Below are 23,026 nucleotides of genomic sequence, written 5' to 3'. Positions count from 1 at the left end.
CGCCACGCGCGCCAGTCGACCCGGCCGCCTGCTTGATAGCTTCGACTGGTGACCTCACGGAACTTCGAGATCTGCATCGACGCGAACGACCCCGACCTACTGCGGCCGTTCTGGCGCGCCGCGCTGGGCTATGTCGACCAGCAAACCCACGAAGGCGCGCACGACCTCGTCGACCCGCAGGGCAACCGGCCGACGGTGTGGTTTCAAACCGTGCCGGAGACCAAGACCAGCAAGAACCGCTTGCACCTGGACATCCGGGTCACGCCTGAGGAACGCGACCGGATCGCCGCCGAACTGGTCACCCTCGGCGGCACCGTCGTGGCGGTGCACGCCCGGTTCACCACGCTGACCGATCCCGAAGGCAACGAACTCTGCCTCAAAGCACACTGAACGCCCCGTCTCAGCTTGACAAGTTCCATAGGGACACCCCCCCAGCGCCGGCGTTCCCACCACCGAGGACACAGGTGCCGTTCCGGTGGCCCGGGATACCGGGCGTCACACGAAGGGTGTAGTGGCCCGTTTGGTACACGCCCGAACCGGCTTCCCGGTTGCCGTTGCCGGTGCCCGGAATGTTCCGAGCTGCCGGAGTCCCCCGCACCGGCCGTAAGTTGGCCGGACAGTCCGAAGAGGGGGAAGTACATGATCACGGGCAGATTCGCCCGGTCGGCTCGCGCTGCCAGCGCGCTGACCGCGGCATTCACGATCGCCGGCGCCGCCACCGCGGCGCCCGCCTTCGCGGAAACCGGGCCGGACCTCAAGATCACGGCCACTGTCGAGCAGGGACGTTGGCTGCCGGGGGACGCCGTCCCGGTCGAAGTGACCATCACCAACACCGGTGACGCGACGGCGACCAAGGTGCACGGTGCCGCCTACACGCAGTCCGGGCCGTTCTTCTACGTCCCGTCGGAACCGTGGGGCGACCTGGAGTTCCAGGGCCCGGGCGGGACCTTTGCGCCAGGGGAGAGCCGGACCTACCACCTGCGGGGCAGCGTCAGCACCCTCGAGCAGGGCAACCCGGTCGTGGAGTTCACCGCATCCGGCGAGCTGGACGTCCACTACGCCGACAACTCGACGCTGGTCACCGTGCCCTTGCTGCCGAAGGAGACCACCGACCGCATCGCCGGGCACCTCTTCGGCGACCGCGACCGCGACGGCAAGCCGTCCGCGGGTGAAGTGAACCTCGCCGGCGCCGAGGCGCACGTGATCGCGAACGGGATGTCCCACGACCTGGTCGCGCTCACCGACGCGGCCGGCCGGTTCGCCTTCGACGCGCTCCCGGTGTCGTCGAGCTACTCCCTGCACTTCGAGAAGGTGCCCGGCGGCTGGGTGACCCCGCCGTCCCTGCCCCAGCTGCGGCTGGACGGCAGCGGCGCGAACACCGCGCTCGAGGTCGCGACGATCCGGCCGCTGAGCGACGTCCTGACTGAAACCATCACCCTCGACAAGCAGAGCTACGCCGTCGGGGAGACCGGGACGGCGACGGTCACGCTGCAGAACACCGGCGACCAGCCGCTGACCGACCTCTACGCCGGCTGCGACCCGGGCGGGTTCGGGCAGGAACTGGACGTGCCGCACGAGCAGTGGGGCGCCTTCGACCCCTGGCACCCGGCGGGCAAGCTGGCGCCGGGGGAGCGCGTGGTGCTGAAGGTTTCGGGCAAGGTGCCGGAGCGGGCCGCCTACTTCGGCCGCACCGGGCTCGGCTGCTACATCGACGACGGCAAGACCTACAACTCCGGCCCGTACACCTTCGCCGGGGCCAAGGTGCCGGGGAAGAAGGCGGACGCCAAGGGCCGCGTGTGGATCGACAAGAACGGCAACGGGCAGCCGGACGCCGACGAAGGCCTGGCGAAGACGACCGTGGCCCTGACGGAGGACGGCGGTCACGTCGTCTCACTGGCACGGACCGACGCCGCGGGCTTCGCGACCTTCACCGATGCCCCGGTGGGGAGTTACCACGCACGCCCGCTCGGCCCCTGGACGACGATCGGCGACACGGTCGTGGACGTCACGGCCCCGCCGTTCAGCCTGGGTGACTGGAGCCTGCAGGTGGCCCGGCGCTGACGGCGTCAGGACCGGCGTCCTCGAGAGGGGGCGTCGGTCCACGCCGCGCGGCACTTCGGCGCCTCGGTCGGGGCCGAGCGTCCGGCTGTCGCAGGTCTTCCCGCTGATCTACGTGCTTCTCGCGATCCCGGCGGGTCTCGCGCTCGACCAGTCCCTCCGGTCGGCCCTCGTCGCAGGCGCGGCCCTCACCGCCGCGGGGGCGTTCCTGAGGCCGGTCGCCGACGATTTCACCTGGGCAGCTCGATCCGACCGGCCAGCATCCCGGCAACGGGCGGCCGGGCGACGAGCACCAACCCGTCACCCGGTACCGACTCGGCGTGCTGGCTCGAGACGTCGAGATGGGCCCATTCCGCGAGGTGGCGGGCGGAGGGCTCGTAGCTTTCTTGCGCGCGGCAGACCTCGCAGAGCGTGCCGTGCAACCGGTAGCGGTGACTGTAGGACTGAAGCTGGCCGTAGAGGCCGAGATCAAGACGGTGCCACGCAAGCAGACGCGGGGCTTGGCGGTTGCCGGTCGGACCGGGATCAGACCGCCGAACTCGCCCCGCGCACCCGACCGGACAGCGCTGACGGGCTCCTCGTCGATCATCGTCCGCTCCGCGATGGCCCTGGCCGGTCCGAGCGCCACAGCTGCGGCGTGCGGCTCATCCGGCGACCTCGGCCAGCCCGCGGCCGGTCGTCGGCTGGCCGGCGGCGACGGCACCGCCGGGGCCCGGCAGGTGCAGCGCGACCTGTCGTGGGCGAGCCGCGGCGCCGCGGCCGCGGGCGATCGCGACGAGCTCGCGGGCCTCCAGGTGGCCGAAGCCGTCGGCGGTGAGGCCGTGCCATCGGCGTTTCGAGACGCGGAGCTCGAGGTCCGGGCCCGGCCACGCGCCCGTGGTGAGCAGGACAGTGCCCCGGTTGCGGACGCGACCGGCCAGCCGACGCACCAGGGCCGGCTGGATCCCCCTGGCCGCGGTCGAACCGAGCACGACCAGATCAACCCGTCGATCAAGGCCGACAGGACGGCGGCGACCTCGGCGCCCGGGTTCGGTACGAGCGCGACCCGGTCGAGGTCGACGCCCAGCTCGGCGGCCGCGGCCACCCCGACGTCCGGCATGCCGGCGATCGCCGCCCACGATCCTTCGCGAGTGGCTTCGGCGAGCAACGCCAGCGTCAGCGCTGTCGAGCCACTCACCGACACCGCGCTGCCGCGGCGCAGACCATCCGGCAACAACCCGGTCAACGCCGGCGCCACCGGCAGAGAACCGGCAGAGGCCGGAGTATCCGGGCTGGGCTGGCCGGGTTCAGCAGCCGGCGGGCGCCCATCAGCCCTCGACGCCGCGTCTACAACCAGTGCACCATCGTGGAACGCTGCTTCAACCGGCTCAAGCAACTTCGCAACCTGGCCAACCGCTACGCCAAACGCGCCCCCACTACCAGTCCGAACTCACCATCGCCGTCATCGCGCTCTGGCTCCGATGACTTGCAGGGCAGCTCCTAACTAACGGACTCGAAGCGGGACCGACGGCTGGCGGACCGAGGGGGCGCCTCCGGAATGCGTGCCGGACGTCAGGGCGGCTGCGCTGCTCGGGCGCCCGGCGCACCTGCAGCAACAACCCCAAATATGCTCGCGGCCGTCAGGCGGTCACGACCTCGCACTCATCAACGATGCGGGCAAAGAGGCTGAGCGCGGCAAGCTGTTCGAGAGCAATCTGCTCCTCCCATTCAACATCGTCGTGGGAAGCTGGGTTACGTATGGCCCAGACGCAAGCCTGGCCAAGCTGAAGGGCTCCCCGCTGGCGGCTCTGGACGCTCTCGTCGGTCGGATCGTCAGGGAGACGGAGGCGGGGCCTTCCCGGCGCGGGATCGCCAGCGGCAAGCACCTCCTGAATCAGCTTCGCATCTGAGACATCGCGTCGCCCAACCTTCTGCTGCAGTTTGGCATTGATCGACGTCGCTGCGGCTTGAACCGCCTGACGGAAATGCTGGGAAGACCATAAAGTCTTGGCGGAGTCCCACACCCATGGATGCAGGCTGTCCGCAGGCAGTACTGGAGAGTCCGGCGCGAGCCGGACAGCCCACTCGCTTCGATCAAGCGCAAGACCGAGGCAGCGCTCGGCCTGCGCTTTCGCGTCGTACTCGGGTGGCTGATCCTCGTCTAGCCACTCCAAGGTGAACTTCTTCGCTAGCGAAGGCGACAATGCGTTCATGATCGTCTTGATTGTGGCTTCACGCCTCCGCAAGGCTGGCATGCAGTTGTCGAGCGGCCGAAGCTTTAGAGACTTGTCGCACAGCTCGATGAACGACTCTAGCTTCTCTTGAACCCATTGGACATCCACGAGCAGCAAGTCTATCGGCCGCGCCGCCTCCGACGTGCGCGACATACACCCACCCTCCCGCTTCTGGTGAAACGCGACTCTACCGCTAACCCTATGGCCATTCTGGTGGTGGTTCGCCAGCTCGTCGTTGTCGTTCGGATGCGTGAGCAGGTTTGCGAATCGCGCGCAGGTTCGGAATATCGGTATCGAACGTCGCCCGTGCGTCGACGAGCTCTTGCGGCTTGCTGAAGACCTAAATGATCGAATTGCTCAGGTCTTGCAGGCGTGCCAGCTCGGCTCTCGGACACACGCACTATTTCCGCCTGGCAACGTGTGCGTCTGCATCTTGAGAGCCGGCTGTGGGTGCGGTGGCGTCCACTTGAGCACCCACGGCGCAACTTCAGGTCTTGACGATCGGCTGGCTGCGTTCGGCAGGCTTGGGCTGAGAGGCGAGTACGGCGAAGCCGCTGATGGTCATCGAACCGTCGAGGACAAGCGACCGGATGCTGGCGGCGATCGGGTCGCAGCACCACACCGCGAGGACGCCGTGAATGCCGCTGTATGAGCTCGCGAAGAAGTCGACTGCCACGACGGTGCCGACGCCATAGCCGAGGGTGCTTCAGAACCTACCGGCGGGACGGGAGTGAGGTGCTGCCGTCGGCACGAGTTCGTGGTGGCCCATGAGGCAGCTCTGCATCTTTAGTTGTCGGGATGGCCGAGCCCGGCCGCGCATGGATCTTCGCCGCGTTGGCTCGAATGGGTGAACTTCCTGCGGTGCGCTCAGGACTTTCTGCAGGTTGGTGGCCTATTCGTGAGTCCCTACGGTCGCTACCTCTCTTTGCACCAGTAGTCCGGGCGTTTGCCGGGCACGTACGGGGCGCGTAGCAGCTTGGCGACGAATCCTTCGTGGCCGGTGGCGGCGACGGGGCGGCACGATCGCGGCGTTCATCGCCGACACGGTCGTCGAGGGCGGCGTGCTCGCCGAGAAGATCAGCACGCGCATCGCGAAGATCGTCGAGAAGCTGGAGAGCCTGGCGAAGGGCGCGGGCAAGTCGAAGGCAGCCCTCGAAGGCGCGGCGAACGCGCTGAAGAAGGTGGGCAAGGGCGTCGACAAAATCGTGGACAAGAGCGTCACGGCCGCGGGCACCGAGCGCCGGGCCAACGAGCTCAAGCAGGCGGGCAAGGAGGCGAAGTCCGCCGAGGAGACGGCCGAAGGCTGGAAGGACGCCTGGCGGGACAAGGTCCCCGGCGGCGACAAGCTGGAGGGACCGGGGCAAGGCGTACTCCGAAGACGGCCGCAGCGTGCTCAAGCCGGGTGCGTGGGAGGAGACCGGCGGCTATCCGGGGTGGAAGCCCGCGGACACGATCGGCGTCGTGACCGAAGGCCGCCGGCAGGAGAACGAGCAGTACGACCGCTACCGCGAGGGCCAGGAGGCGTATGAAAACGAGCACCCCGAAGGCGAGGGCGAGTGATCGAGCCGACCGAGGTGGAGCTGGCCAACCGCAACGGCCGGCTCCACCCGTCGCGACGCGGGAAGCTGCTCGACTTCAACTTCTGGACGGCGGCGGTGCTGGTCGTCGCCGGGCTGGTGCTCGCGGCGATCGCGGTCGCCGACGGCGCGGCGGCCGCCGCCGTCCCGATCCTCGCGGTGACGGCCTGGTTCGCCTTCGTCTGCGGACGGCGGCTGGCGGAGGTCGGCAGGGGGCGGGTCGTCGTGATCACCGGCTGGACCCACGACTTCGGGAAGGTGCACGGCAAGCGGCCCGAACGCGGGCAGTACCCGATCTACCTTTACACCATCATGGAACGGATCTGGTTCACCTACCTGGTGGTCCAGGACCGGAGCTTCCGCCTCGACGATCGCGAGCTCCGCGCGCGGATTCAAGCGGAGCGGACCAATGCCGTCTACCTGACTCCGCGCACGAAGACGCTGATCAACGTCCTGCCCGCCTAGACCGCCTTGCTCAGGGCGTCGAACTCGGCGTCGGTCAGCTCGATGTCGGCGGCGGCGACGTTGTCCTCGAGGTGCGCGACGGACGACGTCCCCGGGATCGGCAGCACGACGGGCGACCGCTTGAGCAGCCAGGCCAGCGCGAGCTGCGACGGCGAGGCGTCGTGCTCCTTGGCGAGCGTCGTGAGCGGGCTGTCCGGCCCGGCGAGGGCGCCGGTGGCCAGCGGGAACCACGGGATGAAGGCGATGCCGTGCTCGGTGGCGTGGTCGAGCAGCGGTTCGGCGTCGCGCTTGGCGAGGTTGAAGAGGTTCTGCACGGAGACGATCTCCGCGGTCTTCTGCGCTTCCTTCAGGTCGCCCACGCTGATCTCGGACAGGCCGATGTGCCGGATCTTGCCTTCGTCCTGCAGGTTCTTCAGCTCGCCGACCTGCTCGGCGACGGGCACCTTCGGGTCGATCCGGTGCAGCTGCAGCAGGTCGATCCGGTCGACGCCGAGGTGCCGCAGGCTCAGCTCGACCTGCTGCCGGAGGTACTCGGGCCGCCCGACGGGGATCCACTGGTTCGGCCCCTGCCGGGTGAAGCCGGCCTTGGTCGCGATGACGAGGTCGTCGGCGTAGGGGTGGAGGGCTTTCTTGATCAGCAGGTCGGCGACGAAGGGGCCGTAGGCGTCGGCGGTGTCGATCAGGGTCACGCCGAGTTCGACGGCGCGCCGCAGCACGCGCACGGCTTCGTCGGGGTCCTTCGGGTCACCCCAGACCCCCGGCCCGGTGAGCTGCATGGCGCCGTAGCCGAGCCGGGTCACCGGCAGGTCGCCGCCGATCGTGAAGGTGCCGGAGTTCTTCGCGCTCATCGTTCGTCCCATCATCGGTCGGAAAGCTCCACCGGGTGCCAACCCGGCGGGGCCCCGCCCGATTCCCGGGTGCGTTCAGGAGTTGCGCGGGAAGCCCAGGTTCACCCCGGCGTGTGACCGGTCCGGCCACGGCGACGTCACGACCTTCGTCCGGGTGAAGAAGTGGAACCCTTCCGGTCCGTAGGCGTGGCTGTCGCCGAACAGCGAGTCCTTCCAGCCGCCGAAGGAGTAGTACCCCACCGGGACCGGGATGGGGACGTTCACGCCGACCATCCCGACCTCGACCTCGTTCTGGAACCGCCGGGCCGACGCGCCGTCGCCGGTGAAGATCGCCACGCCGTTGCCGTACGGGTTCGCGTTGATCAGGTCCAGCGCGTCGTCGTACGAAGCCGTGCCGCGGCGTTCCTGCAGGAGGCCGAGGTCGATCTGGCCGGCGTCGTTGTAGACGACGATCTCGCCGTCGATGACGGCCGGTTGGCCGTCGAGGGCGGCGGTGAGGACGCCGGCGAGGTCGGCGAACTCGTGGGTGAAGTCGGTGCCGTTGCGGCTGGTGAGCACGGTGGTGCCGTCCGCCAGCATCGGCGTGATCCACTCGGGCACGCGGGAGGAGCCACGCGCAGCCATAGCCGGCCTCCCGGGGTCGAAGGATCATCGCCTGGCTCGACGGTGAGTTGATCAAGCGGTCCGGTCGTCGCCATGCCGTGCTCATTCAGCAGCCTCAGCCTGGGCCGATGACTGTGGGAAGGTCGGGGCCGAGTCTTAGGCGGCGACGCGGGCGAAGGTGCAGTAGGTGTCGGCGGTGCCCATGCACCCGTACGTCGGAGGGGTGGCCGCCGATCCCGCAAGGGTCCTTCAGGCTTGCCGCAGGGTGCGTTGCCGGGGTCGGCGTGGGTCGCGCACTCGCCAGGTCATCCCCAGCCACCAGATACCCAGTGCTGCAAGTGAGCCGCAGAGAACGACGATCGTCGCGGCGAAGGCCACGACCTCACTGAGGTCGTAGAACGGGTCTTCCGCGGTCGCGAGCCAAGCAGCCGTTTGGTAAGTGACCACCACGGCGAGGGTGATCGGCCAGTGGCGCAGCGACACCACCACGCGCCGTCCACGGCTGGGGGCGCGCGCGGGACGGCGCGAGGCGCGGGCTTGCCACCGGCCGCGGTAGAGGACTTTGCTCAGCAGCGTCGACAGCACCAGTCCGCTGAGCAGGCCGAGCAACAGTGAGAGCCCGGCAAGCCCGTTCAGGATCTCCGTGCTGTGGCCGCTGCCCCAGGGCCGAGCGTGCGGGTCGGACCAGCCCGTGGTGAACGATCGGGCGGCGACGGCCACCGGTACGAGGATCAGCAGCCACAACGCGATCAGGCCAGTGAGAAACCAGGCGTGCAACCGCACGCCGATGCCGGTGACGGCCACCTTGGCCGACCCGGTCGCGAAGTACTCGCCGCTGCGGGCGTCGAAGTCCGAGCCCGCACCCAGCCAGACCATGATCATTGGTGCGCTGGTCATGACCGCCATCATGAGCACGAAGACGATCGACCCGGTTCCATCCACGTCACCGGACATCCCGAACAGCTGATCAACGGCGTGGCCGGTGCCGGCGAACCACAGGATGGCCCCCAGCAGGAACACGAGATCCACGGTGAACAGCGTCAGGCAGACCGCTGCGATGGTCAGCCGCCACCGCACCGGCGCCGTCCGGTAGGCCAGCGAAAACCCGATCCCGGGCAGGAAGACAGTGCCGGCGATGAGCCACAGCGTGCCGGAGGCGCCGTCCAGCTGCTGGGTCGAGTCGTAGGTCAGCCACTGCCGGCCGAAGGACCCGGTCAGCCGATCCCCGGTGCTCACCACCAGCGCGACAGACGCAAACACCACCAGCAGCAAGCCCGCAAGCACGGGCAGGACTTCACGTCGCGACATCGATCCTCCCACCAGCCAAAGCTGGCAAAAGATTCTCCCAGCAAAAGCGAATAAGCAAGCATCCCAAACCGGTCGAAACAGAAAGACCGGACCTCGTCATCCTGGCAAAGCACACCGCTGCTAAGTACCGTGCGTCCAGTTCCGCATGACGATCGAATGGGAATGCCGAGATCGTTGAGGCGTCCGTGCTTCCGATGAGCTGAGCATGTACGCGCTGGCCTCGCCGGCGACCCCGAACGCGGCGACGCTGCGCACGTCGCCCCCGCGGTCTGGCACGGGTCAGCGTCGACGGGAAGGTCATTGCGATCGGTTCGCTGCTGTTTGGCTGTAGTCGAGATCAGCGGCGGTCGTTACGACCTTCGAATGATCCGGAGCACGCAAGCGCCGGTTCCCCGGAGCCCAGCGCAGCGAGGACGTGCTCGCGTGGAACACGCCCCCGCAGGCTGCAGCGGTTCCGGCCAGCACGGCCTCCCTCCCGGCGCGGCGGCCGAACACTTCGACTCGGTCCCGGCCGTGCTGCTCGAGGTCGGCTCCCGCGTCCTGCGGCTGCGGACGGACACGCTGCGCGCGTGGCTCGACGGAACGGGACCGGAGAACGTCGTACCCCGGCGACAACACGAACGGCGCACCCGCAACCACCGGAGCCACCCGGACCAGCCGACGCCCACCCGTTGACCCCCGACGGTGGCCTTTTCCACCTGCGCAGGCGTCGTGCGCACCCGCCATCGTTCCAAGATCGTCATTAGATCGACGATGGTGCGGTCAGTGACCGCTTACACACAAGTTGAATTGGAGAGACGGTTTGCGTCTGACCGTAGACCGGTCGGTTGTGTGCTGTGTTCCCACTGGCGGTACCACCCTGTCGTGCTCGGGACGCCGTGGGGAAGGCAGCGTGTTCACTTCCCGCTGACAGCCGCTGCCACCAGGGGAACAGGTGTTCGATTCTAGGCCTCGTGACGGCTGAGTCAACCGCAACCGGTCGAACTCACGCTCCGGCCCGCAGCGCAGGGCGAAGTTGACCAGGGGTTGTCGCCATCGCGGCATCGGTTCGCCGCCGAGCACGGTCTCGTCTTGGCCGTCCGCACCTGGCCAGCCGGCTTACCGCGGGAGGGCGAGCCGGTGCTGTAACCGGTCGGCATCGGCGGTGCGGTTTTGGGCTTGGTACAGGTCGAGTGCTTGCTGCCAGGCGACACGAGCCTGGTTGTGGTGCCCCAGCAGGTCGTGTGTCTGAGCCAGGTGGTCGAGAGTGTTGGCCTGCTGATATGTGTTGCCGAGGTCACGAAAGAGCGTTAGCGCCCGGTGGTAGTAGTCCAGGGCTTCGGCGTGCTGCCCGACGTGGTGTGCGATGTAACCGAGGCTGTCAAGCGTGTCTGCTTCGTTCTGGGGGTCCGGGTGGTCGCGGTGCAGGGCGAGCGCGGCTTCGCAGTGGACGCGGGCCTGCGCGTACCGCCCAAGCTGCGCCTCGTACCAGCCCATACCGTTGAGCTCGTATGCCTGCGCTCCGGGATCGTCGAGGACTCGGAACAACTGCTGTGCTTGCGTAGCGTGCTCGAGTGCGCGTTGGTGATCGCCCTGTAGCGTCCATCCCAACGCCAGCCCGCGGTGGGCGAGGGCTTGGTTCGCAAGGTCGTCGACGTGCTCGGCCAGGGTGAGCGCGCGCTGGTGATGCTCGATCGAGTCACCGTATTGGCCCAGCCAGCCACGAGCATGACCGAGAAACCGATGTGCCTGCATTTGAGCCGCTTTATCGTTCAGGCACGCACTCGCGGCGAAGCCGACCTGCCACACAAGCAGGTAGTCCTGGAACCGGCCCCGCCGCTGGCGGAACGTGCTCATGGTCCAGGCGAGCTGCCAGGCTTGGAGGTACCAGTTCCGCTCCGCAGCGAGGTTCTGAACGGCCAGCAGGTTGTCATGTTCGACCTCGAACCATGCCATCGCCGCACTGATGCTGTCGAAACGACGGATGACACAGCTGCAAGGATGTCGCAGTCGAGGGTGATCTCCCCGACGCTCGCGTGTTGGACCGTCTCGGTCAGGGGCTCGTGCACGCCCACCACGCCGGAGTCCCGCAGCGCCGCGAAGTCACCGCTGCGGGTTCGGAGCTCGTCGATCAGTGCGGCCAGGCCGGCGTCCTTCGGATAGCGAGCCGACGCCGCTCGCAGGTAGGGCACGAAGGCCGCGGGGTGTCCGTCTCCCGGCTCACTGCCTGGGGGGATCCGGCGGGGTTCGACGAAGGACCACCACACCGCGTTCCTCCTGAAGTCGTGTGGTGTAGGCGGGCTGCCGAACAGCGCGGCCCACAGCGGATTCCACGTGATGAGGTTCCATGCGGCGTCGTACACGCTCAGTGGTGTGCTCGTCAGCCGGTCCAGCAGACGCTGGACGCCTGCGGACACGTGGTCGGATACCTGCCCGGGGCCGGGCACTGTCTGACCGGCGAGCACGAACAGGGTGCTCACGCTCCGCTGTCGTCAGTCGCAACGCACGAGCCAGCGTGGACAGTACTCGAGGGGACGGATTGGTCGACCTGCCCTGTTCGGGCTGCACGATGTAGTCGACGAACAGGCCGGCGAGCAGGGCGAGCTCCTCACGCCGTAGGCCTGGCGCGCGCCGGTGTTGGTCGCCTGGCAGGCCGACCTCGTCGAGTGGAACAGGCCTTCGATCTGGGCGCGGGTGGCGAGATCGTGCTACGGGCGAGTGTTCGTCCTCAGCCGGGACGAATCTACTTGCTTGACAAAGCACATAGCGTGGAGAAACATGTACTTGCAGAAGCAAGCAAGCAGGGAGGGTCGATGGAGTTCGGGATCTTCGGGGTCGGCGACGTGACGGCGGACCCGGTGAGCGGGATCACGCCCACCGAACACGAACGGATCCGGGCGCTGACGCGCATCGCCGTCCACGCGGAAGAGGCGGGCTTCGACGTCTTCGCGATCGGGGAGCACCACAACCCACCGTTCGTGTCGAGTGCCGGCGTGGCACTGCTTGCCTACATCGCGAGCCGGACCAGGCGGATCACGCTGTCGACGTCGACCACGCTGATCACCACGAACGACCCGGTGCGGCTCGCCGAGGAATTCGCGATGCTGCAGCACCTCGCCGAAGGCCGGGTGGACCTCATGCTGGGCCGGGGGAACACGCCGGCGGTCTACCCGTGGTTCGGCCAGCACATGCGGGACGGAATCCTCCTGGCCATCGAGAACTACGGATTGCTCCGACGCCTGTGGGACGAGGAGGTCGTGGACTGGCAGGGACGGTTTCGCACTCCGCTGCAGAACTTCACCGCGGTGCCGCGGCCGTTGAACGGCAAGCCCCCGTTCGTGTGGCACGGATCGATCCGGAGCCCGCAGATCGCGGAGCAGGCCGCGCGCTACGGAGATGGTTTCTTCGCGAACAACCTCTTCATGCCGTTCGAACACTTCATTCGTTCCGTGGACCTGTATCGCGAACTGTGGAGCGCACACGGTCACGGCCGTCCCGAGGAAGCGATCGTCGGGCTCGGCGCGTCGCTGTTCGTCAAGCCGAACTCGCAGGACGCATTTCGCGAGTACGCACCGTACTACTACGGGCATCCCGTCACTTCGAGCGCCGGGCCGTTGGAGGAAGCCGTCGTGCGCACGGGCGCCACCGTCGGAAGCCCGGCGCAGGTCGTGGACAAGATCCTCTCCTTTCGCGAGCACTTCGGCTCGTACCAGCGGCAGCTTTTCGGCATGGATCTGGGAGGAGTGCCGGAGGCCACGGTGCACGAGATGCTCGACCTCGTCGGCGCCGAGGTGCTGCCCCAGCTGCGACGGGAAACGTCCGCCGCTACGGAATTCGCCGGGAAATAGAGGACATGATGGCTGAAGACGTGCGCAGCAGAGCCGAGGTAGCTTCGGTCGGCAAGCCCGCCGAGGACTTCGCGCGGATGGTCTGCGATGGGGAGCTCACCCAGCGGGCGGCGGCGTGAAACTCGGACTCGCCATCGCGGATTACAGCTGGGACAGGGCGGACATCCGCCCCACTTTGAAGTCCATCGCCACCACCGCGGAGGACGTGGGTTTCACCCGCGTCGCAGTGATGGATCACGTGTGGCAGATCGGCGTGGTCGGCGTTCCCGAGCAGGAGATGCTCGAGGCATACACCACGCTGGGCTTCCTGGCCGCCGTGACGTCCCGGGTGGAGCTGCTCACTCTGGTCACCGCGGCCGTCTACCGGGAACCAGGCCTGCTCGCCAAGATCGTGACGACCCTTGACGTGCTGACCGGGGGGCGAGCGTGGCTCGGTATCGGTGCGGCGGCGGGCTTGAACGAGCCCGAAGCCCGCGGGCTCGGACTGCCGTTCCCGTCGACGACCGAACGCTTCGAACGCCTCGAGGAGGCGTTGCAGATCTGCCTGCAGATGTGGAGCGCCGGCGAGGAACCGTTCCACGGCAAGCACTACCACCTCGACCGCACCCTCAACTCGCCGCGGGCCGTCCGACAACCGCCCATCCTCATCGGAGGTTCGGGAGAACACAAAACTCTGCGGCTCGTTGCGCGATACGGCGACGCGTGCAACCTCTTTGCCGGCCCCGACATCGCACGCAAGCTTGACGTGCTTCGTTCCCACTGCGCCGACATCGGCAGGGACTACGACGAGATCGAAAAGACCGTGCTTCTGCCCCTGGACCCCGGACCCGACCACGGCGAACGGCTGCTCGACCAGCTCGGCCACCTCGCCGGGCTGGGCGTGGACTGCGTCTACGGGCCGGTCCGGAACGCGGAAACCATCGCACCGCTGGAAATTCTCGGTGAGCGCGTGATCCCCGCCGCCTCCGCGCTGTGACCGGACTCGGTCACAGCGTCACCAATCCACCTGCACCGAAGACCGTCCGAACCCGGGCGGTCACCAACCCACCGAACAGGAAATCCGTCATGGGTGACATTCGTACCTACCAGTACTTCGCCGGTGGCAAATGGCTCGACGCCGAGGCCGAGCCGTTCGACGACTACGAGCCCTACACCGGAGAGGTGTACGCGCGAGTCGCGAACACCGGCGCCGCCGAGGCGAAGATCGCGATCAAGGCCGCCGCGGACGCCTTCCCCGCATGGGCGGCCACGACACCCGCGGAACGAGCGCAGCTGTTCTTCAAGGCCGCGGAGATCGTGCGCCGCAGACGTGATGAAATCGCCGGCATCCTGGCACGGGAGACCGGCAGCACCTTGCCGTTCTCGACGTTCCAGCAGGACGGGGTAGCGGCGACGCTGGAGCAGGCAGCGAGCTGGGTCTACCTTCCCAAGGGGGAGGTGCTTCAGTCCAACCTCCCCGGCACACACTCGATCGGCGTGCGACGCCCGCTCGGGGTCGTGGCCAGCTTCACCCCTTGGAACGGCGCGAACATCCTTTCCTGGCGGGCGACCTTGTCCCCTCTGGCGGCGGGAAACACCGTCGTCATCAAGCCGTCGGAGTTCGCTCCGATTTCCGCCGGCCTGATGGTCGCCGAGATCGCCGAGGAGGCTGGTTTCCCCCCGGGCGTGATCAACGTGCTGCCGCACGCCCCGGGCGCTGCGGCCCCGATCGCCGACGAGTTCTTCGCCAGCCAGGACGTCCGCGTCATCAACCTGATCGGCGGCGTGCCGACCGCGCGGATGCTCGCGGAGCGCGCCGGGCGAGCGCTCAAGCGGACCGTGCTGGAGCTCGGTGGCTACAACCCGATGATCATCCTCGACGACGTCGACGTCGACTACGCCGTGCGGATGGCAACCTTCGCTTCGTTCTTCCACCAGGGCCAGATCTGCCTGAACACGCGGAAGATCATCGTGCAGCGCGGGATCTACGACGAGTTCCTCGCGAAGTTCGTCGCCCGCACCAAGACCCTGCCCTCGGGCGATCCTCTGAACCCCACCACGATCATCGGCCCGCTGGTGACGCAAGCTGCGGTCGATCGCGTACAGCAGCGGGTCGACGAAGCTGTCGCGAAGGGCGCCACCTTGCACACCGGCGGTACTTCCGATGGGCCGGTCTACCAGCCGACGGTGCTGACCGACGTCTCTTATGACGCGACCATGTCCAACGAGGAAACCTTCGGGCCGGTCGTAATCGTCGAAGCGGTCGACACCCCGGAGGAAGCGGTGGAGGTCGCCAACCGGGTGGAGTACGGGCTGACCTCTTCGATCGTCACCCGCGACACCTACCGCGGCTTCGAGCTGGCCCCGAAGATCCTGCACGGCATCGTCAACGTCAACTCGCCGACGGTCAATGACGAAATCCACGCCCCGATGGGCGGTGTCCGCGACAGCGGCTGGGGACGGACGGGGCCGGACAGCATCGCCGACTTCACCGACGTCATCTGGATCAACGCCACCAGCGAGGAGCGCCGGCTCCCGTTCTGAGGCTTCGGCGAGACCGATGCCGGCCAGTTGCACCACTCACAAGGAGTCACTCATGGCCACACCCCCTGAAGGCCGGTACACCCTCGACCCGGCCCGTTCGTCGATCGCGTTCACGACGAAGCACATGTTCGGTCTCGGCACGGTGAAGGGCACCTTCGCACTACGCGGAGGGCAGATCGTCGTCGGTAAGACGATCGCGCAGTCCCACGTCGAAGCATCCGTCGACGCGGCCAGCTTCTCCACCGGCCACGACAAGCGCGACGACCACGTCCGCAGCAAGGCGTTCCTCGACGCCGGCCACCACCCGCTCATCACGTTCGAATCCACCGGTGCGCGCAGCGCCGGACCAGGCTGGGTGGTTGCCGGAGTGCTCACCGTGCAGGGCATGCGCACCGAGGTGGAGCTGACCGTGGACAAGGTCACCCCCTCCGGGGGTGAATTCACTGTCGCCGGTTCGACGGTGATCGACCGCTACGCCCACGGCATCACGGCAATGAAGGGCATGGCGGGTCGCCGTCTCACCATGACCTTCACCGCCACGGGCCGGTCTGTTTCGGTCCCGGCCGGTGACAGCTCTGCGGTCGGCAAGGCTCGGCTCTGACCCGGAGAATCCTTTACCCCGACGTGCTGGCGACAGATGTCTCCGAGCGCGAACGAAAGGAGGGAGCAAGCGCGCCGACGTCCGGCGCACAGGCGGAAGGCCTCGCACCCCAGGTGCTCTCCTGAGCGGTGGCCTTCCCCCTTGTTGGGTGTGCCGGCACCGTCGGCCGGTGCAGCGTCTCGATCACACGGAAGGTGCGTCACCATGACGATGATCGTCGACTTCCATCACCACCTCTTGCCCGACTTTTACCGGGCTGCCACCGAAACCAGTGGTGTCTTCGCGGGTGGTGTGCGGCCCGCCAAGTGGAGTCCCGAGGTTTCACTGTCCTATCTCGACGACGCGCAGATCGATCTTGCGGTGCTGTCGATCAGCACGCCGGGAGTGCACCTGGGCGATGACGAGCAAGCGCGTGGACTTGCTCGTCGATGTAACGAGTACGCCGCCGATGTGGTCCGCACGCATCCCTGCCGCTTCGGCTCGCTCGCCATCTTGCCCTTGCCCGACATCGAGGGGGCGTTGGCCGAGCTGGAGTACGCGCTCGACGAACTCGGTGCCGACGGTGTCGCGCTCTTGACCAATGCGCGAGGAGTGTACCTGGGGGATGACCTGTATCGCCCGGTGTTCGATGAGCTGCAGCGTCGCAAGGCATTGGTCCTCGTGCACCCGACAGCGTCTCCCGATCCGAGTGCACGCGATCCGCGGATACCCGACACGCTGCTGGACTTCGTGGCCGACACCTCGCGTGCCATCACGAGGATGCATTTCAGCGGCACCTTCGCCGCCACCCCCGACGTCAAGTATGTGATGTCCCACGCCGGCGGCACCGTGCCCTACCTGGCCACCAGGTTCGCGATCATCGACGAGATGGACGTCGTCCCCGGTGCGGACCAGCGTGGCAGCGCCGCGGACCTCTTCCGGCGGCTCTACTGGGACACAGCACTGTCCTGGGGTGACTCGACCCTGCGTACGCTGCAGGACGTCGGCGAGACCGACCGGATCGTGTTCGGCTCCGACTTCCCCTTCCTGCGTCGCGACCTCGCGGTGTCCTGCGTCGATCGAATCCGGACCAGCGACGCACTCAGCGATGACGGCCGGGACGCGGTGTACCACCGAACCGCAGAGACCTTGCTTCCGCGTTTGCAGGAGTCGCCGCGATGAATGCGGCCGACTCAGGCACCATCCAGTACGCGGGCAAGACCGTGCCGAGGATGGGCTTCGGTGCCATGCGGCTGCTCGGGCCGCGGCTTTCCGAACCGGCTGACCGGCCGGGGGCGCTCGCAGTGCTCCGCCGGGCGGTGGAACTCGGCGTCCGGGTGATCGACACCGCCTGGTACTACGGGCACGACGTCTCCAACGCGCTCATCGCCGAAGCGTTGCAGCCGTACCCGGAGGATCTCGTGCTCGCGACCAAGCTGGGCGCCCGGCTGGTTTCGGGGAACCGTCCAACGTCGGCTGTGCGCCCCGATCAACTATGCGAGGGAAACGACCGCGATCGTCGTGTCCTCGGGCTCGACACGGTCCCCGTCACTCACCTGCGCTGGCCCGGCGGCACTGCTCCGGTCGACGGGGTGTCGTTCGAGCAGGCCTTCGAGACCATGCTCGACATGCGTGCGGAGGGCCGGATCCAGCACATCGGACTCTCGAACGTCACGCTTTCCCAGCTGGTGTGGGCGCACGCGCACTCTCGAATCGCCAGTGTGTCCAACGTCTTCAGCTTCAGCAACCAGTCGGGCGCGGAGGTGCTCGACTTCTGCGAGAAGGAGGGCATTCCGTACCTGCCGTGGGGACCCCTCGAGTTTGGCGACGGCGTTCAGGACGGGCAGCTCGACCGAGTGAGCGAGCGGAATGCGGTCACCCCGGCGCAGGTCCGCCTCGCCTGGCTGCTGGCGCGTTCAGCGGTGGTGGTCCCCATCCCGGGTACGGGCAGTCTCGCTCACCTCGAAGAAAACATCGCCGCCGGCGCCATCCCGGCCGAGGCGGTAGCGGGCCTACGCTGAACCACGCTGCGGTGGCCGGCTCGGCTCACCCGAGTTGTGCGGGCCGGCTGCCGTAGATCCAGTCAAGCCGGTAGGGGTCGAACCCGCGGCCTGCTGCGAGATCTGTGTCGCGGGCGGCCTGCTCGCTTCCGTCGGGAAGGTGGAAGAAGACGTTGTTGTCCCAGGACATCCGCTGGATGCGGCTGGTGTGGGCAACGCGGGCTGCTTCGTATCGGTGCAGTCCCGCTTGCAGGTCCTCGCCGAGGACCGTTCCCAGGAGGGTGGCGTCTTCGATCGCTTGGGCGGCCCCCTGAGCCATGAAGGGCAGCATGGGGTGCGCGGCGTCGCCGAGCAGCGTGGTCGACGAGGTGGACCACTTCGTCAGCGGTTCCCGGTCGTGCAAGGCCCAGCGGAAGACCGGTTCGACGACCCGCTCGAGCAGCGTGCGCACGGTGGGAGACCAGTCCGCGAAGTAGGACCGCAGCTTGTCGGGGTCGCCGGGTGCTGTCCACGACTCTCCCGTCCAGTTGGCTTCCGGGACCACGCACACCAGATTCAGGTACTTCGGGCCGTGCCCCACCGGGTAGGCGACCAGGTGGCAGCCGGGACCCAGCCAGTTGCGCACGCTCAGGTCGTCGCCAGACCTGACCGGTACCAGCGCACGGTAGGCGCACATCCCGGAGAATCGAGCAGCCGCGTTGCCAACGGTCGTCGCCCGGACGACGGAGTGAATGCCATCGGCGCCGAGGATGAGATCGGCTTGTTCGCTGGTGCCGTCCGCGAAGTGCACCCGCGCTCCGAGGGGGTCGACTGCGGTGACTGTCCTGCCGAGCTGTACGACCTCCGGAGGTAGGTGCGCGCTGAGCAGGGCGATCAGATCCGGGCGGTAGACGGTGCAGTAAGGGGCTCCGTAGGTCTCGGTCATCCGATCGCTCAACCGCCACTCGGCCAGCACTTGGTCGTCGCGCCAGCGCAGCATGTGCATCGTCTCGGGGGCGAAGGCCGCTTCGGCCAGAGCGGTGCCCAGGCCGAGGTTTTGGAGCGCACCTGTCGCGTTCGGCCCGAGTTGGACACCGGCGCCCACCTCTCCGAGGCCATGCGCCCGCTCCACGACCTGGACGAAGTGCCCTGCGCGACGCGCGGCGACCGCAGTGGTCAACCCGCCGACGCCGCCCCCGACGATCAAGATTCGCATGAATTCAGCATGCACCTGGTAATAACGCGAAAGCAAGAAAATATCGTTAAACGCGTCGTGTCAGCTACTGCGCCTCCGCGGGAGGAGCGTCGGGCCCGGGTTGAAAACCGCCGCGTCGGCAGCCGTTTGCCGAGGTTGCGAGCAAGGTCAAGTGGGTCCGGCGCCGAGCACCTCTGTTCTGAATCTGCCTCGGACCGGGCGTGGACAGCACATGGGGGAGGAGGAACTCCGGCCTTCGTTTACGTGTCTTCGATCCCGCCGGGGCGAGACGCGCGCAGGGGATCAGGGGACAGGTCCTCCGCGATCTCCGCGAGTGCCGGCCCCAGTTCGCGCAACAGCCGGGGGAAAGTCGGTCGATCACGCGGTCCCGGGCACTGGCGAGGTGGGCGGGGTAAGCGGCCTCGAGGCGGGCGAGGCCCTCGTCGGTGGCCACGGCCACGAATCCGCGGCCGTCGCCGTCCGCGCGCTGCTTGGCGACGAGGCCACGCCGTTGCAGCGTATCGACGATACGGGTGATCCTGCTGGCTGACAGTGCGGTGGCGGCCGCCAGTTCGCTCATCCGAAGGCGGTGATCCTCGGCTTCGGACAAGTAGACCAAGACGGCGTAGTCGGTGATCGTAAGCCCGGTCTGGCGAAGCAGGTCGTCCTCGAGCACACGTGGCAGCGCAATCATCACCCGCTGTAGCGATCGCCACAGCAGTTCTTCCTGGGCAGTCAGTCGTTCGGCCGTCACGGGGCGATGGTAGCTTGCCTTGCCAAGCAAGATAACCGGCTGAGCCGACGTGTCGCGTCAGGGTGCAGGCCGAAGGAAGGCTCTGGCTTCATGTGGCCCAGCGTCGTCGGCTGATGCTTGCAGGAGAACCTGGGCGTGTAAGGCGACAGTTTGCTTGCTTGGCAAAGCAGCAAAGCTGTGCGGCCTCGATTCACAGAGCGGCCGCGGGCTCCGTACGTCGTGGCAGGCGCCGGCCCGGTCGCCGTTCTCGTGGCCGGGCCGGCACCGTGGTGCCCGAGGCAGGCGCAGCTCAGCCCGCGGTACCGGCGTCCCATGCTGCCTGCATGTCCGGGTAGATCAGCCGCTGGTCGTCTGGCAGGGCAGCTTTCGTCGCGGCGGCCCGGTCGTCGGCCAGAATCTCTTCGTGACCGGCTTCGATTCCGTCGAGAGTGCGGTCCACGACCTGGCGGGGGGCTGGTCTTCGGCAAATCCACATCGGCTGCCATGTCAGTGTCGATGAAGCCCGCGAACACTCCGGCGACGAGGGTGTTCTGTCGGCGGAGCTCCACCCGCGCGGCGTTGGTCAGTGACCAGGCGGCGGACTTCGACGCACCATAGGTGCTGTTCAGCGGCATCGCGAACCACGAGACAACGGACAGGATGTTGATCAGTGCGCCGCCGCCGTTGCCGGCCAGAACGGGCGCGAACGCGCGGCACATGCGCAAGGTGCCGAAATAGTTGACGCGCATGGCCTCCTCGGCTGCTTCTGTATCAGGCGCGGCCAGGAGCGGCACCATCCGCATGATGCCCGCGTTGTTGATCAGGATGTCCACGTCCGAGCAGCGCTGCGCGGCGGCCTCGACCGTCGCCGGATCGGTGATGTCCAGTTCGACCGGCGTGACTCCCTCGACCGTGATGGCCGAGGTGTCCCGGGCGCCGCCGTAGACGACCTTCGCGCCCCGCTGCAGCAGGACTTCGGTGAATTCGCGGCCCAAACCGCGATTGGCTCCGGTAACCAGGACCCTCGCGCCTTCAACGGAAACACCCATGGTGACTCTCCTTCTGAACGCTTCTTGCCGATCGTCGTGGTGCGTCCGGTCTCAGCTACGCCGGACGCCGTGCCTGTGTGCCAGCGTGAGCACCAGCGCCGCTGCGGCCACGACCCCGCCGGCGAGCGCGACGAGGTGGGCGCCTGCGGTATCGATGATCAAGGCGCCGGCGAGAGCGCCGAGGGCGATCGCGCCGTTGTAGGCCGCTACGTAGAGTGAGCTCGCTGCCTCGGCGTGAGCGTCGGACGACTCGCTCTCGCGGAACACCCAGGTCTGCAGCAGTACCGGTAGTGCGCCGTAGGAAGCGCCCCACGGCACGAGCAGTGCGATCACAGCCCAGGTCGTGCCCCCAGCGGCGTACATGAGCACCACGCTGATCGTCAGCACCGCCAGGGTGCCGGTCAACGTGCCCGTGAAGTTCCGCCTGATCAGCGGCGCCACCACGAACGTGCCGATCACCCCGGCTGCGCCGTAGAGGACCAACAGCAATCCGATCGAGCCGGACGAGGCGCGGGCTACCTGGGTGAGGTACGGGCTGATGTAGGTGAACAGCAGAAAGGTTCCGGTCATGATCAAACCGGTGACGCCGACTGCGACGCGGATCGGTCGGGCGCGCAGGGCGTGCCGCAGTTCATTGAGGCCTTGGCTGACCTGCGACGTCAGGGGTGGGAGCAGCCAGCCGGCGATCACGGTAGCGATCAGGCTGACCCCGGCCAGCGCGGCGAAGGCCGCGTGCCAGCCGACGTTCTGGCCCGACCAGGTGGCCAGCGGTACGCCCGCCACCTGGGCCAGCGCAAGCCCGCCGATGACGATGGACGTCGCGCGGACGCTGTGCTGGTCGGGCACGAGCCGGACGGCGATCCCGGAGGCGGTCGACCAGAAGACGCCGATGGCGAAGGCGACCAGGACCCTGGCGAAGAGCAAGAGCCAGTACTGCTGGGCCACCGCACCCAGCACGTTGCCGACGGTGCAGGTCAGCAGGAGCGCCACCATCAGCAGGCGGCGTGAGTGTGCGCCGGTGAGCACCGTCAGCGGCGATGCGGTGATCGCGACCACGATGGCGAAACCGGACACCAGGAGACCAGCGGCGCCTTCGGAGGTGCCGAGACCGCTCGCAATCTGGGGGAGTAGTCCCACAGGTGCCAGTTCGGTGCTGACGAAGCTGAAGCAACCCAGGCCCAGGGCTGCAACCGCGAGCCAACGGCGCCAGCTGCCGTTGCCTTCGGCTGGGGAGGGGCTGGGTTCCCGCGTTCGTACCTCGTCTTGGACAGCCACGTCATTTGCCTCCTTCGGTAATCCAACTCCAACGATGTAGTTGCTTTCTCGATCCACCTTAGGTGGCGGTTACGCAACTCGCAACCACAACGTTGGAGATGCGGTACGCTGTCGGCATGGCATGGAACACTGCGGAGACTCGCCGTCGCTTGCAGGAGGCGGCCGTTGTGGAGTTCGCGCAGAGCGGCCTGCGCGGTACCCGCATCGAAGCCATCGCGGCACGGGCGGGGGTTAACAAGGAGCGCATCTACAAGTACTTCGGCAGCAAAGAACGCCTCTTTTCCGTGGTGCTCGCCGATGAACTGGCCGGCATCGCCGCTGCTGTCCCTCTGGAGACCGTCGACGGCGATGTCGGCGAGTTCGCTGCTCGGTGCTTCGACTACCACTGCGAGCACCCGCAACTGGTCCGCTTGCTGCACTGGGAGGCGCTCGAGTTCGAGGGCGACGCTGTTCCCGACGAGGCAGTTCGGCGCGAGCACTACCAGGAAAAGGTGGCGGTCTTCGCACGTGCTCAGGCCAAGGGTGTGCTCGACGCATCCGTGGCGCCGGCCGACACAGTGTTCATGATCCTCGCCGTCGCGGCGTGGTGGGCAGCGGTGCCGCAGGTGGCGCGAATGGTCGCGGGGCCGGTCAAGACCGACGCCGATCTCGACGCGCGACGCCGCAGTGTGGTCGAGGCGGCGCGGAGAATCGCCGGCGTCGGCTGAGCATCGCGCACTGCGCCATCGGCTCGGTGGATAGTGCTCGCGTGAGCCGTGCCAGGCTCACGCACGTCCAGGAGCCTGCTCTCGGA

Annotated in this window: 23 protein-coding genes and 3 pseudogenes; 12 read left to right on the top strand and 14 right to left on the bottom strand. The window is 67.6% G+C overall.

Going from position 1 to position 23,026, the window contains the following annotated elements; genetic code table 11:
- Positions 1–48 precede the first annotated feature (48 nt).
- The gene (locus ACH54P_RS14080; protein WP_489912826.1) at positions 49–390 is read left to right on the top strand and encodes a VOC family protein; all 342 of its coding nucleotides are present in this window, start codon (positions 49–51) and stop codon (positions 388–390) included.
- A gap of 249 nt (positions 391–639) precedes the next feature.
- A complete protein-coding gene (locus tag ACH54P_RS14075; RefSeq protein ID WP_489912825.1) occupies positions 640–2,061 on the top strand; it encodes an SdrD B-like domain-containing protein in 1,422 nt (473 codons plus the stop codon).
- 227 nt (positions 2,062–2,288) lie between these two features.
- Here the strand turns inward: ACH54P_RS14075 and ACH54P_RS14070 are convergent, their stop codons facing one another.
- The 4 genes and pseudogenes from ACH54P_RS14070 to ACH54P_RS14055 form a co-directional block, all read right to left on the bottom strand.
- Complete coding sequence (locus ACH54P_RS14070) at positions 2,289–2,480, bottom strand: hypothetical protein (protein ID WP_489912824.1); 192 nt, start codon at positions 2,478–2,480, stop codon at positions 2,289–2,291.
- A 222-nt stretch (positions 2,481–2,702) separates the two neighbouring features.
- Positions 2,703–3,295: pseudogene (locus ACH54P_RS14065) on the bottom strand (hypothetical protein).
- A gap of 382 nt (positions 3,296–3,677) precedes the next feature.
- Entirely contained in the window at positions 3,678–4,424 is a 747-nt protein-coding gene (locus ACH54P_RS14060; protein WP_489912823.1) for a TIGR02391 family protein, read from the bottom strand.
- Between the two features lie 334 nt (positions 4,425–4,758).
- Entirely contained in the window at positions 4,759–4,947 is a 189-nt protein-coding gene (locus ACH54P_RS14055) for a hypothetical protein (protein WP_489912822.1), read from the bottom strand.
- A 385-nt stretch (positions 4,948–5,332) separates the two neighbouring features.
- On the opposite strand from ACH54P_RS14055, the gene ACH54P_RS14050 reads away from it, so the two are divergent.
- Positions 5,333–5,800 carry a hypothetical protein gene (locus tag ACH54P_RS14050; RefSeq protein ID WP_489912821.1) on the top strand — a complete coding sequence of 156 codons (468 nt, stop codon included), beginning with the start codon at positions 5,333–5,335 and terminating at the stop codon, positions 5,798–5,800.
- Between the two features lie 27 nt (positions 5,801–5,827).
- Positions 5,828–6,313 carry a hypothetical protein gene (locus ACH54P_RS14045; RefSeq protein ID WP_489912820.1) on the top strand — a complete coding sequence of 162 codons (486 nt, stop codon included), beginning with the start codon at positions 5,828–5,830 and terminating at the stop codon, positions 6,311–6,313.
- Here the strand turns inward: ACH54P_RS14045 and ACH54P_RS14040 are convergent.
- From ACH54P_RS14040 to ACH54P_RS14030, 3 genes and pseudogenes are all read right to left on the bottom strand, one after another.
- A complete protein-coding gene (locus ACH54P_RS14040) occupies positions 6,310–7,161 on the bottom strand; it encodes an aldo/keto reductase (RefSeq protein ID WP_489912819.1) in 852 nt (283 codons plus the stop codon). The genes ACH54P_RS14045 and ACH54P_RS14040 overlap by 4 nt on opposite strands.
- Before the next feature lie 75 nt (positions 7,162–7,236).
- Positions 7,237–7,548: pseudogene (locus tag ACH54P_RS14035) on the bottom strand (aldehyde dehydrogenase family protein); the annotation flags it as partial.
- Positions 7,549–8,013: 465 nt separating this feature from the next.
- Entirely contained in the window at positions 8,014–9,072 is a 1,059-nt protein-coding gene (locus tag ACH54P_RS14030) for a hypothetical protein (protein WP_489912818.1), read from the bottom strand.
- 423 nt (positions 9,073–9,495) lie between these two features.
- On the opposite strand from ACH54P_RS14030, the gene ACH54P_RS14025 reads away from it, so the two are divergent.
- The gene (locus ACH54P_RS14025) at positions 9,496–9,747 is read left to right on the top strand and encodes a hypothetical protein (protein WP_489912817.1); all 252 of its coding nucleotides are present in this window, start codon (positions 9,496–9,498) and stop codon (positions 9,745–9,747) included.
- Positions 9,748–10,170: 423 nt separating this feature from the next.
- Here ACH54P_RS14025 and ACH54P_RS14020 read toward each other — a convergent pair whose 3' ends face one another.
- The 3 genes and pseudogenes from ACH54P_RS14020 to ACH54P_RS14010 all read right to left on the bottom strand — a co-directional run.
- Positions 10,171–11,007 (bottom strand): tetratricopeptide repeat protein, encoded by an 837-nt coding sequence (locus tag ACH54P_RS14020; protein WP_489912816.1) that lies wholly within the window; start codon positions 11,005–11,007, stop codon positions 10,171–10,173.
- Positions 10,905–11,414 (bottom strand): MmyB family transcriptional regulator, encoded by a 510-nt coding sequence (locus ACH54P_RS14015; RefSeq protein ID WP_489916430.1) that lies wholly within the window; start codon positions 11,412–11,414, stop codon positions 10,905–10,907. The genes ACH54P_RS14020 and ACH54P_RS14015 overlap by 103 nt, the downstream gene beginning before the upstream one ends.
- Positions 11,415–11,583: 169 nt before the next feature.
- Positions 11,584–11,814 (bottom strand): annotated as a pseudogene (locus tag ACH54P_RS14010) (hypothetical protein); the annotation flags it as partial.
- Between the two features lie 50 nt (positions 11,815–11,864).
- Here ACH54P_RS14010 and ACH54P_RS14005 point away from each other — a divergent pair.
- The 6 genes from ACH54P_RS14005 to ACH54P_RS13980 all read left to right on the top strand — a co-directional run bounded on the left by ACH54P_RS14005 (position 11,865) and on the right by ACH54P_RS13980 (position 18,023).
- Positions 11,865–12,899, top strand: a complete 1,035-nt coding sequence (locus ACH54P_RS14005; RefSeq protein ID WP_489916428.1) for a CE1758 family FMN-dependent luciferase-like monooxygenase — start codon at positions 11,865–11,867, stop codon at positions 12,897–12,899.
- Positions 12,900–13,014: 115 nt separating this feature from the next.
- Positions 13,015–13,875 carry an LLM class F420-dependent oxidoreductase gene (locus ACH54P_RS14000; RefSeq protein WP_489912815.1) on the top strand — a complete coding sequence of 287 codons (861 nt, stop codon included), beginning with the start codon at positions 13,015–13,017 and terminating at the stop codon, positions 13,873–13,875.
- Positions 13,872–15,422, top strand: a complete 1,551-nt coding sequence (locus ACH54P_RS13995; protein ID WP_489912814.1) for an aldehyde dehydrogenase family protein — start codon at positions 13,872–13,874, stop codon at positions 15,420–15,422. Before ACH54P_RS14000 ends, ACH54P_RS13995 begins: the two co-directional genes overlap by 4 nt.
- 52 nt (positions 15,423–15,474) lie before the next feature.
- On the top strand, positions 15,475–16,023 hold the full coding sequence (locus ACH54P_RS13990; RefSeq protein WP_489912813.1) for a YceI family protein: 549 nt from the start codon (positions 15,475–15,477) through the stop codon (positions 16,021–16,023).
- A 204-nt stretch (positions 16,024–16,227) separates the two neighbouring features.
- Positions 16,228–17,184, top strand: a complete 957-nt coding sequence (locus tag ACH54P_RS13985) for an amidohydrolase family protein (RefSeq protein WP_489912812.1) — start codon at positions 16,228–16,230, stop codon at positions 17,182–17,184.
- Positions 17,181–18,023, top strand: coding sequence for an aldo/keto reductase (locus ACH54P_RS13980; RefSeq protein ID WP_489912811.1), 843 nt, complete (start codon positions 17,181–17,183; stop codon positions 18,021–18,023). The genes ACH54P_RS13985 and ACH54P_RS13980 overlap by 4 nt, the downstream gene beginning before the upstream one ends.
- 25 nt (positions 18,024–18,048) lie before the next feature.
- On the opposite strand, the gene ACH54P_RS13975 is transcribed toward ACH54P_RS13980, so the two are convergent.
- The 4 genes from ACH54P_RS13975 to ACH54P_RS13960 form a co-directional block, all read right to left on the bottom strand.
- Positions 18,049–19,197: an FAD-dependent monooxygenase gene (locus ACH54P_RS13975; RefSeq protein ID WP_489912810.1), complete on the bottom strand. Its 1,149-nt coding sequence runs from the start codon at positions 19,195–19,197 to the stop codon at positions 18,049–18,051.
- Positions 19,198–19,261: 64 nt separating this feature from the next.
- Positions 19,262–19,930 carry a MarR family winged helix-turn-helix transcriptional regulator gene (locus tag ACH54P_RS13970; protein WP_489912809.1) on the bottom strand — a complete coding sequence of 223 codons (669 nt, stop codon included), beginning with the start codon at positions 19,928–19,930 and terminating at the stop codon, positions 19,262–19,264.
- A complete protein-coding gene (locus tag ACH54P_RS13965; protein ID WP_489912808.1) occupies positions 19,927–20,958 on the bottom strand; it encodes an SDR family oxidoreductase in 1,032 nt (343 codons plus the stop codon). Before ACH54P_RS13965 ends, ACH54P_RS13970 begins: the two co-directional genes overlap by 4 nt.
- A gap of 51 nt (positions 20,959–21,009) precedes the next feature.
- The gene (locus ACH54P_RS13960; RefSeq protein WP_489912807.1) at positions 21,010–22,233 is read right to left on the bottom strand and encodes an MFS transporter; all 1,224 of its coding nucleotides are present in this window, start codon (positions 22,231–22,233) and stop codon (positions 21,010–21,012) included.
- Positions 22,234–22,349: 116 nt separating this feature from the next.
- On the opposite strand from ACH54P_RS13960, the gene ACH54P_RS13955 reads away from it, so the two are divergent.
- Complete coding sequence (locus ACH54P_RS13955; protein WP_489912806.1) at positions 22,350–22,940, top strand: TetR family transcriptional regulator; 591 nt, start codon at positions 22,350–22,352, stop codon at positions 22,938–22,940.
- The last annotated feature ends 86 nt before the right edge of the window (positions 22,941–23,026 follow it).

It is taken from the genome of Amycolatopsis sp. N2S4-7, from assembly GCF_058119595.1.
Note: the sequence above shows the minus strand (reverse complement) of the source record. Positions and strands in the feature narration are given on the sequence as shown.

Excerpts from the sequence above, each read along its gene's own strand:
- ACH54P_RS14075 (WP_489912825.1), top strand. The coding sequence starts at position 640 with ATGATCACGGGCAGATTCGCCCGGTCGGCTCGCGCTGCCAGCGCGCTG.
- ACH54P_RS14060 (WP_489912823.1), bottom strand. The coding sequence starts at position 4,424 with ATGTCGCGCACGTCGGAGGCGGCGCGGCCGATAGACTTGCTGCTCGTG.
- ACH54P_RS14040 (WP_489912819.1), bottom strand. The coding sequence starts at position 7,161 with ATGAGCGCGAAGAACTCCGGCACCTTCACGATCGGCGGCGACCTGCCG.
- ACH54P_RS14030 (WP_489912818.1), bottom strand. The coding sequence starts at position 9,072 with ATGTCGCGACGTGAAGTCCTGCCCGTGCTTGCGGGCTTGCTGCTGGTG.
- ACH54P_RS14020 (WP_489912816.1), bottom strand. The coding sequence starts at position 11,007 with ATGGCATGGTTCGAGGTCGAACATGACAACCTGCTGGCCGTTCAGAAC.
- ACH54P_RS14005 (WP_489916428.1), top strand. The coding sequence starts at position 11,865 with ATGGAGTTCGGGATCTTCGGGGTCGGCGACGTGACGGCGGACCCGGTG.
- ACH54P_RS13990 (WP_489912813.1), top strand. The coding sequence starts at position 15,475 with ATGGCCACACCCCCTGAAGGCCGGTACACCCTCGACCCGGCCCGTTCG.
- ACH54P_RS13985 (WP_489912812.1), top strand. The coding sequence starts at position 16,228 with ATGACGATGATCGTCGACTTCCATCACCACCTCTTGCCCGACTTTTAC.
- ACH54P_RS13980 (WP_489912811.1), top strand. The coding sequence starts at position 17,181 with ATGAATGCGGCCGACTCAGGCACCATCCAGTACGCGGGCAAGACCGTG.
- ACH54P_RS13975 (WP_489912810.1), bottom strand. The coding sequence starts at position 19,197 with ATGCGAATCTTGATCGTCGGGGGCGGCGTCGGCGGGTTGACCACTGCG.
- ACH54P_RS13965 (WP_489912808.1), bottom strand. The coding sequence starts at position 20,958 with ATGGGTGTTTCCGTTGAAGGCGCGAGGGTCCTGGTTACCGGAGCCAAT.
- ACH54P_RS13955 (WP_489912806.1), top strand. The coding sequence starts at position 22,350 with ATGGCATGGAACACTGCGGAGACTCGCCGTCGCTTGCAGGAGGCGGCC.